Below are 13,747 nucleotides of genomic sequence, written 5' to 3' on the forward strand. Positions count from 1 at the left end.
TGTGGGGTGAGGAGTGGTGGCCGAAGGCCAGGAAAAGCCAACGATTTGGCTTTTCCAACGACGAACGCCCGGAGCCATAGCGGAGGGCCGGGTGGTGGCCGAGCGAAGCGAGGTCGGATGAGGGGTGTTGGAAGGAATGAGAGGATGGAGAAGGAGCCTCGGAGGCAGAACCTGAATCGCCGCGCTCTATCCAGAACCCCTCATCCGCCCCTTCGGGCACATTCTCCCACTAGGGGAGAAGGGAGGGACCCGCCGCTACCCCCGCTCCTTGAGCAAACGCCCCTTCTCGCGGTTCCAGTCGCGCTGCTTTTCGGTCTCGCGCTTGTCGTGCAGCTTCTTGCCGCGGGCGACGGCAAGCAGCATCTTGGCCATGCCGCGGTCGTTGAAATAGATCTTGAGCGGCACCAGCGTCATGCCCTCGCGCTCGATGCTCTGGGCGAGCTTGGCCATCTCGCGCTTGTTGACGAGCAGTTTGCGGCGGCGCCTGGTCTCGTGGTTGAAGCGGTTGGCCTGGAGGTATTCCGGCACATAGGAATTGATCAGCCAGAGTTCGCCGCCCTCGAACGAGGCGTAGGAATCCTGGATGTTGGCTTGCCCCAGACGCAGCGACTTGATCTCGGTGCCGGTCAAGACCATGCCGGCCTCGAGCGTGTCGAGCACCTCGTAATTAAAGCGCGCCTTGCGGTTTTCCGCGGCGATCTTGTTGTTGGGGTCGGACTTCTTGCCCTGGCTCATGGCATCGCAATCTGTTTGGTGCGTCCTTCGGGGCTCCCCCTCGACCAGCCAGGGTTTGCACTTTCAGGGCGAGGAAGTTGCCGCAACAGCCCAGACCAGGCGCCAAAGACGCGAACTGGCGGACGGAGCGGGACGGCTTGCCTCATTCTGAGGCGCGGAGCCTCGGGGAACGCACGATCCAAAGAGCCCTACATGGCTGCGGACAAGCTGTTCCGCAACCCTTGCGGGCTCAGTTGATGAGGCCGGCGTGCTTCATCGCGGCGTCGATCTTCTCGGCGGTGGACGCCTCGACCGTCATCAGCGGCGAACGCAGCACGTTCTCGATCTTGCCGAGGCGCGACAGGGCATATTTTGCACCCGATGCGCCGGGCTCGATGAAGATCGCCTTGTGCAGCGGCATCAGGCGGTCCTGCAACTCGAGCGCCTTGTCCTTGTCGTTGCCAAGGCTCGCCTGCTGGAACTCGGCGCAAAGACGCGGCGCGACATTCGAGGTCACCGAAATAGCGCCGACGCCGCCATGGGCGTTGAAGCCGAGCGCCGAGGCATCCTCGCCCGACATCTGGATGAAATCCTTGCCGCAGGTGATGCGCTGCTCGGAGACGCGCTCGACCTTGCCGGTCGCGTCCTTGACGCCCTTGATGTTCTTGAAGTCGTGCGCGAGCCGCCCCATCGTCTCGGGCGTCATGTCGATGACCGAGCGCGGCGGGATGTTGTAGATGATGATCGGGAGCGTCGTCGCCTCGGCACAGGCGGCGAAATGCGCATAGAGCCCGCGCTGGGTGGGCTTGTTGTAGTAGGGCGTGACAACCAGTGCGGCGTCTGCACCGACGCTTTCGGCAAACTTCACCAGGCCGACTGCCTCTTCGGTGTTGTTCGAGCCGGCGCCGGCGATGACCGGCACGCGGCCACGCGCGACCTCGACGCAGATCTTCACCACCTGGCGATGCTCGTCATGGCTCAGCGTCGGCGACTCGCCGGTGGTGCCGACCGGAACAAGGCCGTTGGTGCCTTCGGCGATCTGCCATTCGACGAATTCGCGAAAGGCTTTCTCGTCGAGACGGCCATTCTTGTCGAATGGTGTCACGAGCGCGGTGAATGAGCCTCTCAGCATGTCGTCCAACTCCAGGAACCCTACGGTTTCACGGTCTGTTTGATGTCGCCGGCTTTCTAGCCGAAAGCGGGGCCGCGCACCATAGTCTCGACACCAATTTGCGGCAAGTGTGACCGACACTTATATGAGTTCGAATCGAACGACCGCGATAACCTTTCATTAACCTGCTCTTCACCAGATAAACCTAGTCTCGAACGAACCGCTCCCGACCATACCCCCCGCAAGGATAGGGAATGACCAAGATCATTCCGGCAGCTAGGCCGCACCATGTCGCGCTTTTGAGCGCTCTTCTTGCCCTGGCGCCCTTGCCCGCCGGGAGTTCCAGCCTCGACCCGCAGGCAACGTCGGCCATCCCGTTCGCCTCGATCGGCAAGGCGGACGCGGTCCTCGCGGCCTTCGGCACGATCGACCAGCTCAAGAGCGGGCTCGATGCGCTGTCGAGCGGCGATTTCACGCAGGCGCGGGCCGTGCGCGACAGCTTGCCCGAGACCGCGCTCGACCGACACATCCTGATGTGGGCAATCGCTATCAATGGCGGCGACAAGGTTCCGAGCGCCGACATCGCGGCTGCCGCCCAGGCGCTGCCCAACTGGCCGGGCCTCGCCACGCTTCGCCGCAACAGCGAACGCGCCATGGCGCGCGAAAACCCCGGGCCCAATGTCGTCGTTTCGGCCTTCGCCGGCAGCGAGCCGCAGACCATCGAAGGTGCCTTGCTGCTCGCCCGCGCCCAGATGGCGCTCGGCGACACCAAGGCGGCGCGCGCAACCATCGGCCCGTTCTGGCGCAGCGAAAAGCTCGAGGCAAAACAGGAAGTCGCGATTCTCGCCGAATTCGCGGCCTTGATCCCGCCCGCAGACCACCGCATCCGCATGGAGAAGATGCTCTATGCCGACCGGGCCAATTCGGCGGCGCGTGTCGCCGACCTCGCAGGCGCAAAACAGCTTGTTGACGCCTGGACTGCTGTCATCAAGGGCGACAAGAAGGCTGCTGCGCTGCTCGAAGCCGTGCCGGCAAGCCAGCGCTCGGCCGGCTATTTCTTTGCCAAGTCGCGCTACCTGCGCAAGCAGGAGAAGTTCACCGACGCTGCCGCCGTCATGCTCAAGGCGCCGAAGGACGGGGCCAGCCTGGTCGATCCCGACGCCTGGTGGATCGAACGCCGCGTGCTGTCGCGCGAATTGCTCGATGCCGGCGACATCAAGACCGCCTACCGGATCGCTGCAGCGCACGCCGCCGAAAGCCCGACCAACGCGGTCGACGCCGAGTTCCACGCCGGCTGGTATGCGCTGCGCGGCCTCAACGACGCCAAGCTGGCTGCGGGTCATTTCGAGCGCATCGCCAAGATCGCCGGCAGCCCGATCTCGCTGTCGCGCGCCTATTACTGGCTCGGCCGGGCAGCAGAAGCCGGCGGCCCCGGCAATGCCAAGGACCATTTCGCGCGCGCCGCCACCTACGGCACGACCTTCTACGGGCAACTCGCTGCCGAGCGGATCGGCCGCAAGGCGCTCAACGTCGCCTACCCCGCGCCGACCGCCGCCGACCGCCAGACCTTTGCCCAGCGCGAGGCCGTCAGCGCGATCACGCGGCTCGAGGGGGCGGGATACCCGGCTTATGCCGAGATGCTCTACCGCGATCTCGCCGCGCAGATGAACAGCCCGGGCGAACTGGCGCTGCTCGCGGTCATGGCGGAGAAGCAGGACAATCACTATCTCGCCCTGCGCGTCGGCAAGATTGCCGCCCAGCGCGGCCTCGACGTCGGCGCCTTGTCGCACCCGGTCGGCGTCATCCCGGTGACTGCGAACATCTCCGGCTCCGGCAAGGCGCTGGCCTATGCCATTGCGCGGCAGGAAAGCGAGTTCAAGGTTTCGGCGGTCTCCCGCGCCGGCGCGCGCGGGCTGCTGCAGCTGATGCCTGGCACGGCGAAGGATCTGGCGAAGAAGGCCGGCATGGCCTACTCGCAGGACCGCCTCACGTCCGACGCCGGCTACAACGCCACCCTGGGCGCGAATTTCCTCGGCCAGCAGCTCGGCCGTTTCAACGGCTCCTACGTGCTGACCTTCGCCGGCTACAACGCCGGCCCGCGCCGCGCCGACCAGTGGATCGCGCGCTATGGCGACCCGCGCGGCAAGGACATCGACACGGTCGTAGACTGGATCGAGCGCATCCCGTTCTCGGAAACCCGCAGCTACGTCCAGCGCGTCATGGAGAACTACCAAGTCTACAAGATGCGGCTGTCGGGCAGCTACGACATCGAGGGCGACCTGGTGAAAGGCCGGTAATCCCCCCAGCATTTGACCTGCTGCAACGGCCCTAGTAGCTAAGTCGCGGGCAGCCCGTGGGCGTGCCAAGGCGGGGAGAGCGGCACGATGGCCGGCGGCGAAGGCTTTTCAGACTTCTTCTATGCGGCGCAGGACGGACTGACGCTCCATGCCCGCATCTATGGCAACGACAATCGGGGCCAGTTGCCGGTCATCTGCCTGCCGGGCCTCACCCGCAATTGCAGGGACTTTCACGATCTCGCGCTTCAACTGGCCGGCGATCTCGAAAATCCCCGCCGAATCATATGCTTCGACTATCGCGGCCGCGGCTTGTCGGTCTACGATCCGGCCTGGCAGAACTATAATGTCGGTGTGGAAACGGCCGACATCGTCAATGGCCTCGACGAGTTGGGCATCGACGAGGCTGCCTTCATCGGCACGTCGCGCGGCGGGCTGATCATGCACGTGCTGGGCGCGGTGCGCCCTGGCCTGATCAAGGCGGCGGTACTCAACGACATCGGCCCGGTGATCGACCCGGCCGGGCTGGCGTATATCCGGTCGTATCTTGAGAACGCCCCTCGCCCAACCGACTTCGCCGCTGCCGTCGAACTGCAAAAGACCATTCACGGCGCGGCCTTTCCGGCGCTGACCGAGGCCGATTGGCAGCGATTCGTGCATGCCATCTATCGCCAGGAAGACGGCAGGCCCGTTGCCGACTACGACCCGGCCCTGATCAATACGGTACTGGCCATGGACCTGACCCAACCGCTGCCCGACCTGTGGCCGCAGTTCGAGGCGCTGTCATCAGTGCCAATGCTGGTGATCCGCGGGGAGAATTCGCGGCTGCTATCGGTGGAAACGCTTGCGGAAATGGGGCGGAGGCACCCGCGCCTTGAGGCAGTCACGGTTGGCGGCCAAGGGCACGCGCCATTGCTGGAGACGGGAGAACTGCCGGACAGAATCGCCGGGTTGCTGAGCCGCAGTTCTCAGAAAGGGCTGACCTAGACCGCCAGCGCAGGCGTTATCGCGCGATACCGACTGAGGATACCCGCCGGGTGCACCTTGCAGACCAGGCTCAGCTTACAACAAGAAAAACCCGGCGGTTGCCCGCCGGGTTTCTCCCAGATCAGCTGTAGAGCCGATTAGAACGAAGCATCGAGACGCAGGAAGCCGCCCCATGCACTGCCATGGTCGCCGTCCTCGTAGTTGACGGCGAGCTTTGCATTCAGGTTCTCAACGACGGCGTAGTCGACAACTGCACCAGCAGCCCAGGCATCATGATCGGTGCCGTTGGCTTCATCTGCGAAGTACTGGCCACCAGCACCAATCGCCAGCTTCTCGTTGACCTGGTACTTGGCATAACCGCCCAGCGACCACGTGAAGCCGTCATAGCTTTCGCTGATCGGCGTGTTGACACTGTAGACGCTTTCGCCCGATTCGTAGGTGGCGATGACCGACAGCGTCAGTGCATCAGTCGCCTTGAAATTGGCGATACCCTTGAGAGCGAACTCTTCTGCGGTTGCATCGTAGGCAGCAAACAGATCGGCTCCGCCCCAGCCCTGCGAGATCGAGACCTTGCCGGCGAGGTTCGGCGTGTAGTCTTCGTTATTGTCGGCCTCTTCCAAGCCGGCGCTAACTGCGATGCCGTTGCCAGCGTCGAAGGTGTAGCGAATCTGGTGGATACGCGAGCCACCACCCGAGTCAAATTCGCCAGCGAGGTCACCGTCATAGAGCGTGTCGGTAAAGCCGACGAGCAGACCACCCAGCTCGAAATAAGCATGACGGAGCGTGAAGGCGCTAGCGCCGTCTCCCGAGTCGAGACGCCCTTCGATTTCGATGAAGCGGCGGAACGTGCCGTATTCAGTTTCCGAACGGGCATCGAAGTTCAGGCGAGCGAGAGCCGTCTTTGACCAACCTTCATCGAGATCGACAAAGTCGTCGCTGCTGCTCCAGTCAATCTGGTAACGAACGAGGCCGCCGATCTTCAGGCAGGTTTCGGTGCCGGGGATGTAGTAGAAGCCCGCGCCGTAAACGTCGCAGATGCGGACGTATTCCATGGGTTCCGGCTCAGCGACGACGACAGCGTCGGCCGCACGAGCGCCGGAGACTGCGAGCAGAGCCGCAGCGGAGCCGAGAAGAAGGCTCTTAATGTTCATTTTCTGACCTCCAGTCAGAATCGCGACCGGAAGCCGAAAAACGGACGCCAAATCCGGGCGGAAACGACCGTTGCGTCCGTGGACCTTGCCGCAAGTGACTGAAATTGCTGATGATTTTGAAGATCTGGAAATATGGCAGCCTGAGGCTGGCGGAGAGGATGGGATTCGAACCCACGAGAAGCTTTTGACCTCTACTCCCTTAGCAGGGGAGCGCCTTCGACCACTCGGCCACCTCTCCGTTGCGCCGCTGGATAAAGAAAAGGTGCGGCACAATCAATAAGCCTTTGCATCAATCGACCGGAAAAAGCGCAGTCCGGCCACGTGGCGCGCGAATCGTCGGCGCCGGCGCGCTCCGGAAAGCCACGAGTTCACCCACGATTCGAGACCAGGGAACTTCCGGGGGCAGCTCCATCGGCAGAAAATCGCCGCCCGAACGCCGCCATTTCTTAATGAGTTCTTTATGGGGGGCATCAAATCGTGTCATTTGTGCAACATCGCTTCCCGATAGAGCGCCGGGACGCCCTTGCCGGTTGCGTTGGTTGTTGAACCGCGGCGGCTCATGGGTAATGTCGGGGTCGAAGAGGGAGCGCGGTGCGCATCTTTTTCAAACGGGGATGGGGCAGGGAACGCTGTCCTTCAGCAAAAAATACCCAGACCCTCTTTTGAAACTTTTGACTGGAGGTCAGAAAATGAACATTAAGAGCCTTCTTCTCGGCTCCGCTGCGGCTCTGCTCGCAGTCTCCGGCGCTCGTGCGGCCGACGCTGTCGTTGTCGCTGAGCCGGAACCCATGGAATACGTCCGCATCTGCGACGTTTACGGCGCGGGCTTCTACTACATCCCCGGCACCGAGACCTGCCTCAAGGTCGGCGGCCTCGTTCGTTACGAGATCGGCTGGGCCGAGACGACCGGCGATGACGGCTGGATCAAGACCACCAAGGCTCGCGTGAACCTCGACGCCCGTTCGGAAACCGAATACGGCACGTTCCGCCGCTTCATCGAACTCGAATACGCCAACAACGGCGGCGAATTCGGCGATGCTGACGTTGACGGCTTCCGCGAATACACCGACGCTACGACCTCGAAGATCCGTTATGCCTTCTTCGAGCTGGGCGGCCTGATGGTCGGCCGTAACGACACCCTGTTCGACGGCGACCTGGGTGGCGAGTTCGACGCCGGCGGCGGCGACTTCATCAACCAGATCCGTTACACCTTCGACGCCGGCAACGGCATCGCAGTGTCGCTCGGCCTGGAAGAGGAAGACAACAACTTCGACTACATCCCGCTCATCACCGGCAAGGTTTCGGTGTCGCAGGGCTGGGGTTCGGTCGACCTGTTCGCCGGCTATGACGATCGTTTCTCGGAATTCGCCCTCAAGGGTATCGCTCGCGTCAAGGCGACCGATGCTCTGACCGTCGAGCTGCTCGCAGCTTACGAGTCGGGCGCCACCTGGTTCGGTCTGGCCGACTTCTACGCCGGCTACGAATGGTCGGTTGGTGGTTACCTGAAGTACCAGGTCAACGAGAAGCTGCGCCTCGGCTTCGGCGGCCAGTACTTTGCTGACTCGCACTTCGGTAACTTCATCACCGGCGAGACCGTTGACGTTGGCAACGACGACTGGACGGTTGGTGCGGTCATCGACTACACGATCGTCGAGAACCTGAACGCCAAGCTCGCCCTCAACTACGACGACGGCGACAGCTTCGAAGACGGCTCGTTCAACGGCTTCCTCCGTCTCGACGCCTCGTTCTAATCGACTGACGTCGTAACGATTAAGACGGCCCGGGCTTCGAAAGAATCCCGGGCCGTTTTTCTACCAGCGGAAAGTGCTGGGAACCTGACTGCACGAAGGAGGAGACAGACGCTGTAAAGCACGGTTCACGACAGGGGGAACGAAATCGTGATGTTCCCGTAGGGTTGTCGTTCGCCGCCGTCATCTTGTAGGCCGCCATCCACTGGAGTACCCATTGCCTCCAGTCACGGGACGGTTGCCGACACTCATTATGAAGAAGTCAACTTCACGGAACGATATTATGAGCGGCCATCATTCAGCCGCCCTGATGACTAATTGCAAAGTCACATACAATTTCAGCACCATCAAAGAAGTAAAGTCATTCAGGGTTTTAGAGCTTTTTTCTCAATACAAAGATATTTTATGGGATGACGGAAAGCACAAATACAACGTCAGCTCCTTCATCGGCGAGATCGACGAGATTCTTCTAGGCGAACGCTTCAGTGCATTCTCCCAGGAGGCGCTCGACGGACTGATAGGCTCCCTGCGCCAACGCGGTAACAGCAACGCGACCATCAATCGAAAGATGGCCGCACTGAGCAAGCTACTGCGCAAGGCCTACAAGATGGGTGACATCCACAGCCTGCCGGAGTTCCGACGCCAAAAGGAACGGGCGGGACGAATCCGCTTTCTCGAGCTCGAGGAAGAGGACAGGCTTTTCGCCGCGATCAAGGCCAAGAGCGAGGACGCCTATCGGCTTTCCGTGTTCCTGGTCGATTCGGGCTGCCGGCTCGGCGAGGCGCTAGGCCTGATCTGGAACGACATCCAGGACACACGCGTCAGCTTCTGGATCACCAAATCGGGACGCAGCCGCACCATCCCGCTGACCGCCCGCGCCCGGGAAACGACCAAATGGCCGGCCGATCGTGGTCCGCGGCCAAAGGGACCGTTCGCGATGCTGACGCAGCCGCAGTACCGGGCGATCTGGAACGAGGCCAAGGCGGAAGTGGGCCTGGGTGCCGACGACCAGGTGGTGCCACACATCCTGCGCCACACCTGCGCCTCGCGCCTGGTGCAGGGCGGCATCGACATCCGCCGCGTGCAGATGTGGCTCGGCCACCAGACCTTGTCGATGACGATGCGCTATGCGCATCTGGCGACGAACGATCTCGACCGCTGCGTGGTGGTGCTGGAGCGGCACTGACGACGGATTCGGAGCGGCCGCCGGCCCCACAGCCAACAATCGCGCCTCCCGGGGCGCGGTTTTCTCCTTAACTCGCCCTGAATCCGACGGGAGCGCGGGAGCGTCGAGCCAGCCTCAACAAAGCGCTGCACCTTGCAGCTTTTGTGTCGTATAGGCAGGGTTCTATCGTCGGCGCAGGCGCCGATGTTCCGTTTGATCTTCAAGAGTTGCCTCATGCCCAATCGCCCGTCGCTCACGCCCGTCATCCATGCCCTCCCCGCGACCGTGCCTTTTGTCGGCCCGGAAGCCCAGGAGCGCGAGCGCGGCAAGCCGTTCCGCGCCCGGATCGGTGCGAACGAGAGCGGCTTCGGCCCCTCCCCGCGCGTCATCGCGCGCATGGCCGAGGCCGCGGCGGAGATGTGGAAATATTGCGATCCCGACAATCACGACCTCAAGGTCGCGCTGGCACGCCATCTCGGCATCGGCATCGAGAATGTGGTAGTCGGCGAAGGCATCGACGGCCTGCTGAACCTCGTCGTTCGCATGTATGCGACGGAAGGCACGCCCGTGGTGACCTCGCTCGGCGCCTATCCGACCTTCAATTTCCACGTCGCCAGCGTCGGCGCCCGCCTGGTGCCGGTGCCGTTCCGCGACGACAAGGAAGATCTCGAGGGCCTGCTCGCCGCCGTGCGGCGCGAGAACGCACCGGTCGTCTATCTCTCCAACCCCGACAATCCGATGGGTAGCTGGTGGGAAGCGGGCGACATCCTGCGCTTCATCGAGGCGCTGCCCGAGACGACGACACTGATACTGGACGAGGCCTATGGCGAGACCGCGCCCCCCTCGGCGCTGCCGCCTGTCGACATTTCGCGGCCCAATGTCGTGCGCATGCGCACCTTTTCCAAGGCCTATGGGCTTGCCGGCATCCGCTGCGGCTATGCCTTCGGCGACACTGATGTGATCGCCAGTTTCGAGAAGGTCCGCAACCACTACGGCGTCAGCCGGATGGCGCAGATCGCCGGCGAAGAAGCGCTTGCCGACCAGGTCTACCTGGCCGAGGTGGTCGCCAAGGTGGCGGCCGGACGCGAGCGCATCGCGGCAATCGCCAGGAACAATGGGTTGAAGCCCCTGCCCTCGGCGACAAATTTCGTCACCATCGACTGCGGCGGCGATGCCGACTTTGCGCTTGCCGTGATGCGCAACATGCTGGCGCGCGACGTCTTCATCCGCAAGCCGATGGCACCGGTACTCGACCGCTGCATCCGGGTGAGCGTCGGCCTCGACCACGAGCTCGACATCTTCGCCGAAGAGCTGCCGAAGGCAATTGCTGCCGCCCACGGCGCCTGATCGAAACAGACGATTTCAACTGTCGATAGGCGCTACGCTTGCCGCAGCGTACGTCTGCGCGAAGATATATGCGCATATCCTAATTTATTCATTTCAGCGCCGCATCATTAACACAGTTCCTACCTAGGCCAGTTTTCGGGCGGACGGGGACATTGGGGGTCCAACAGCAATCAAGAACCAACCGGGGAGACCCTATGCCTCAGCACAGCGCCAACGAGCAGTATTTGCTCGAGCTCATCAACGCGGAGCGCGCCAAGACAGGCGCCCAGCCTCTGGCATTCGACAACGACCTTAGCGAAGCCGCCGAAAATCACGACAGATGGATGCTTTCGGCAGACGTCTTTTCACACACCGGTTCCGGCGGCACGTCGCCGACGACGCGCATGAAGGCGGCCGGCTACACGCTCAGCGGCTCCTGGGCGACCGGCGAGAACATCGCCTGGGCCACGACCCGCGCGCCGACCGGCTACACCGACGAAGTGAAGCTGCTCCACACCAACCTGATGAATTCCTCCGGGCACCGGGCGAACATCCTCAACCCGAACTTCCGTGAAGTCGGCCTCGGCTACGAAGTCGGCGACTACAAGGGCCGTTCGAGCGCCTTCGTGACCGAAGATTTCGCCAAGACCGGCTCGGACCTGTTCCTGACGGGTGTTGCCTTCGACGACAAGGACGGCGACCGCTTCTACGATCCCGGTGAAGGGCTTGGTGCGGTCACGGTAACGGCGAAGAATTCCGCCGGCCAGACCTTCAAGACCACGACCTCGGCAGCAGGCGGCTATGACCTGGTGCTGAAGCCCGGCACCTACACGGTGACCTTCTCGGGCGCCAACATCGCAACGTCGACCCAGACCGCGACGATCGGCACCAAGAATGTCAAGAAGGACCTGATCGACCCGGTGATGAAGTCGGGCACGCTGGCGGCCACGGATTCTGCCGAGGATGCAGGCACGGCCGCGCCGACGAAGCCGGTCGACGTTGCCGACAACACCGACACGGGCAGCACCGGTGGCAACAGCACCGGAGGCAACCCCGCCAACAACTGGCTCGCCGACTTCTTCAAGAAGATGGACCATTCCGGCCAGGATCAGGGAACGCGCGGTGCGCGTGAAGTTGCCGGCTCCGCCGACGCCACGGCCAAGAAGTCGGTGGCGTTCGACGGCGACCACTTCAACTTCAGCTCGAAGGTGGCCGCGCACGTCAATGCCGACCAGGTCAACGACATCGCCGACGGCGGCCACGTGCAGCAGGCCGTCGATCATGTGATCGCAGCGTTGCAGGCTCACCTGCCTGCGGATGGTCACGCCGTTGCCGATGCCGGCGACGCTGCCCAGGCGGCGGTCGCCAAGATCCTGGCACAGATGGCCGCACATTCGGGCCACCAGAACGCCGACCTCGTCGCCTGATTTTTCTTGCGACACCAAGAAGGCGGGCTTCGCTTCGGCGAGGCCCGCCGCATTGCCGCCGACCGGCTGCCATGGGGGATAAGTCCTGACCAACCCGCTTGCGAATGACCCGAACCGCCGCTCCGAGTTGCGCGATGCGCTCGGCTCCTTCCGGGGCACGTTCGTCGCCGTTGCCGGCTTCAGCGGCCTGATCAACATCCTGATGCTGTCCGGCTCGCTGTTCATGCTGCAGGTCTACGACCGCGTTCTGCCGAGCCGCAGCGTGCCTACGCTTGTGGCGCTGATCATCCTGGTTGCGGTGCTCTACGCCTTCCAGGGCGTGCTTGAAGCGGTCCGGGCACGCGTGCTGACGCGGATCGGCGCGGGCATCGACGAAATCATCAGCGGCCGCGTCTTCAACTGCATCGTTCGGTTGCCGCTGCGCACACGCGACCGCGGCGAAGGCCTGCAGGCGCTGCGCGACCTCGACCAGGTCAGCGGCTTTCTCTCCGGCGCCGGACCGGCAGCCCTGTTCGACCTGCCGTGGATGCCGCTTTATGTCGGCATCTGTTTTCTCTTCCACCCCTGGATCGGCGTCGCAGCGCTGATCGGTGCGTTGCTGCTTGTGGCGCTGACGGTTCTGACCGACCGCCTGGTACGCGGACCGACCAAGGCGATGTCGGGCTTCAGCACAAGGCGAAGCGCCATCGCGCAATCAAGCGCCCGCAACGCCGAGGTACTCGTGGCGATGGGCATGAGCGACCGGCTGGCGACACGCTGGGGCCAGGCGAATGGCGATTTTCGCGAGGCCCAGGAACGCGCCAGCGACCTGACGAGCGGATTTGGCGCGGTATCGCGCATCCTGCGCATGATGCTGCAGTCGATGGTGCTGGCGCTTGGCGCCTATCTCGTCATCTACCAGCAGGCGACGCCGGGCATCATCATCGCCAGCTCGATCCTGACCTCGCGTGCACTGGCACCGATCGAACTCGCCATCGCGCACTGGAAAAGCTTCCTCAACGCGCGCCAGAGCTGGCACCGCCTCGACGGCCTGTTCGCTGCCATGCCCGCCGCCGAGAACGGCATGGAGCTTCCAGCACCGACCGCCGAGCTGGCCGTGGAAGGTATAAGCGTCGTGGCGCCGGGCGACCGGCGTCTGGTGGTGCAGGACGTCGAATTCTCGCTCCAGGCCGGGTGCGGCATGGGCGTCATCGGTCCCAGCGGCTCGGGAAAGTCGTCGCTGGCGCGGGCGCTGGTCGGGGTGTGGCCGCTGATGCGCGGCAAGGTCCGGCTCGATGGCGCCGCCCTGGAACAATGGCCGACGCAATCGCTTGGACGCCATGTCGGCTACCTGCCACAGGATGTCGAACTGTTCGCTGGAACCGTAGGCCAGAACATCTCGCGCTTCGAGGACGAAGCGGCCTCCGAAACGATCATCGCGGCGGCAAAGGCAGCTGGCGTGCACGACATGATCCTGCGCCTGCCCGAGGGCTACCGGACCGAGATCGGCGAGAGCGGTGCTGCCCTTTCCGCCGGCCAGCGCCAGCGCGTGGCCCTGGCGCGCGCGCTCTATCGCGATCCGTTCCTTGTCGTGCTCGACGAGCCCAATTCCAACCTCGACGCAGCCGGCGACCAGGCCCTGACGCAAGCCATCGAGCGCATCAAGGCGCGCGGCGGCATCGTCATCGTGGTGGCGCACCGGCCGAGCGCGCTCGCGGCATTGGACCACCTGCTGGTCCTCGGCGGCGGCAAGCAGCAGGCGTTCGGCCTGAAGAGCGACATCGCACGACAGGCGCTGCAACCGGTGCCGGTGCCGCTGCATGCGGTGGGAACGGCGGGCTGACG

The 13,747-nt window shown here is 63.5% G+C and carries 10 protein-coding genes and 1 tRNA gene; 7 read left to right on the forward strand and 4 right to left on the reverse strand.

The window, feature by feature from the left end:
- Positions 1-255 precede the first annotated feature (255 nt).
- Both smpB and dapA read right to left on the reverse strand, forming a co-directional pair.
- The gene (gene smpB, locus GGQ99_RS17365; protein ID WP_108608786.1) at positions 256-735 is read right to left on the reverse strand and encodes an SsrA-binding protein SmpB; all 480 of its coding nucleotides are present in this window, start codon (positions 733-735) and stop codon (positions 256-258) included.
- A gap of 229 nt (positions 736-964) precedes the next feature.
- A complete protein-coding gene (dapA, locus tag GGQ99_RS17370) occupies positions 965-1,846 on the reverse strand; it encodes a 4-hydroxy-tetrahydrodipicolinate synthase (protein ID WP_183263511.1) in 882 nt (293 codons plus the stop codon).
- Between the two features lie 233 nt (positions 1,847-2,079).
- On the opposite strand from dapA, the gene GGQ99_RS17375 reads away from it, so the two are divergent.
- Together GGQ99_RS17375 and GGQ99_RS17380 are read left to right on the forward strand one after the other, a co-directional pair.
- Positions 2,080-4,122, forward strand: a complete 2,043-nt coding sequence (locus tag GGQ99_RS17375) for a lytic transglycosylase domain-containing protein (RefSeq protein WP_183263512.1) — start codon at positions 2,080-2,082, stop codon at positions 4,120-4,122.
- A gap of 87 nt (positions 4,123-4,209) precedes the next feature.
- The gene (locus tag GGQ99_RS17380; protein WP_183263513.1) at positions 4,210-5,106 is read left to right on the forward strand and encodes an alpha/beta fold hydrolase; all 897 of its coding nucleotides are present in this window, start codon (positions 4,210-4,212) and stop codon (positions 5,104-5,106) included.
- A gap of 137 nt (positions 5,107-5,243) precedes the next feature.
- On the opposite strand, the gene GGQ99_RS17385 is transcribed toward GGQ99_RS17380, so the two are convergent.
- Positions 5,244-6,257 carry a porin gene (locus tag GGQ99_RS17385; protein ID WP_108608789.1) on the reverse strand — a complete coding sequence of 338 codons (1,014 nt, stop codon included), beginning with the start codon at positions 6,255-6,257 and terminating at the stop codon, positions 5,244-5,246.
- 147 nt (positions 6,258-6,404) lie between these two features.
- Positions 6,405-6,495: transfer RNA gene (locus tag GGQ99_RS17390), tRNA-Ser, on the reverse strand.
- 451 nt (positions 6,496-6,946) lie between these two features.
- On the opposite strand from GGQ99_RS17390, the gene GGQ99_RS17395 reads away from it, so the two are divergent.
- The 5 genes from GGQ99_RS17395 (at position 6,947) to GGQ99_RS17415 (ending at position 13,745) form a co-directional block, all read left to right on the forward strand.
- Positions 6,947-8,008 carry a porin gene (locus GGQ99_RS17395; RefSeq protein ID WP_183263514.1) on the forward strand — a complete coding sequence of 354 codons (1,062 nt, stop codon included), beginning with the start codon at positions 6,947-6,949 and terminating at the stop codon, positions 8,006-8,008.
- Positions 8,009-8,315: 307 nt separating this feature from the next.
- Complete coding sequence (locus GGQ99_RS17400; RefSeq protein WP_245439939.1) at positions 8,316-9,191, forward strand: tyrosine-type recombinase/integrase; 876 nt, start codon at positions 8,316-8,318, stop codon at positions 9,189-9,191.
- Between the two features lie 213 nt (positions 9,192-9,404).
- Positions 9,405-10,517 (forward strand): pyridoxal phosphate-dependent aminotransferase, encoded by a 1,113-nt coding sequence (locus GGQ99_RS17405; protein WP_183263515.1) that lies wholly within the window; start codon positions 9,405-9,407, stop codon positions 10,515-10,517.
- 194 nt (positions 10,518-10,711) lie between these two features.
- Positions 10,712-11,923 (forward strand): CAP domain-containing protein, encoded by a 1,212-nt coding sequence (locus tag GGQ99_RS17410; protein ID WP_183263516.1) that lies wholly within the window; start codon positions 10,712-10,714, stop codon positions 11,921-11,923.
- Positions 11,924-12,050: 127 nt separating this feature from the next.
- The gene (locus tag GGQ99_RS17415; RefSeq protein WP_281380068.1) at positions 12,051-13,745 is read left to right on the forward strand and encodes a type I secretion system permease/ATPase; all 1,695 of its coding nucleotides are present in this window, start codon (positions 12,051-12,053) and stop codon (positions 13,743-13,745) included.
- The last annotated feature ends 2 nt before the right edge of the window (positions 13,746-13,747 follow it).

It is taken from the genome of Aminobacter niigataensis (genome assembly GCF_014200015.1).
Lineage (GTDB): Bacteria > Pseudomonadota > Alphaproteobacteria > Rhizobiales > Rhizobiaceae > Aminobacter > Aminobacter niigataensis.

Bases quoted from the DNA above. Each gene is read 5' to 3' on its own strand.
- GGQ99_RS17380 (WP_183263513.1), top strand. From the start codon at position 4,210: ATGGCCGGCGGCGAAGGCTTTTCAGACTTCTTCTATGCGGCGCAGGAC.
- dapA (WP_183263511.1), bottom strand. From the start codon at position 1,846: ATGCTGAGAGGCTCATTCACCGCGCTCGTGACACCATTCGACAAGAAT.
- GGQ99_RS17400 (WP_245439939.1), top strand. From the start codon at position 8,316: ATGACTAATTGCAAAGTCACATACAATTTCAGCACCATCAAAGAAGTA.
- GGQ99_RS17385 (WP_108608789.1), bottom strand. From the start codon at position 6,257: ATGAACATTAAGAGCCTTCTTCTCGGCTCCGCTGCGGCTCTGCTCGCA.
- GGQ99_RS17410 (WP_183263516.1), top strand. From the start codon at position 10,712: ATGCCTCAGCACAGCGCCAACGAGCAGTATTTGCTCGAGCTCATCAAC.
- smpB (WP_108608786.1), bottom strand. From the start codon at position 735: ATGAGCCAGGGCAAGAAGTCCGACCCCAACAACAAGATCGCCGCGGAA.
- GGQ99_RS17375 (WP_183263512.1), top strand. From the start codon at position 2,080: ATGACCAAGATCATTCCGGCAGCTAGGCCGCACCATGTCGCGCTTTTG.
- GGQ99_RS17395 (WP_183263514.1), top strand. From the start codon at position 6,947: ATGAACATTAAGAGCCTTCTTCTCGGCTCCGCTGCGGCTCTGCTCGCA.
- GGQ99_RS17405 (WP_183263515.1), top strand. From the start codon at position 9,405: ATGCCCAATCGCCCGTCGCTCACGCCCGTCATCCATGCCCTCCCCGCG.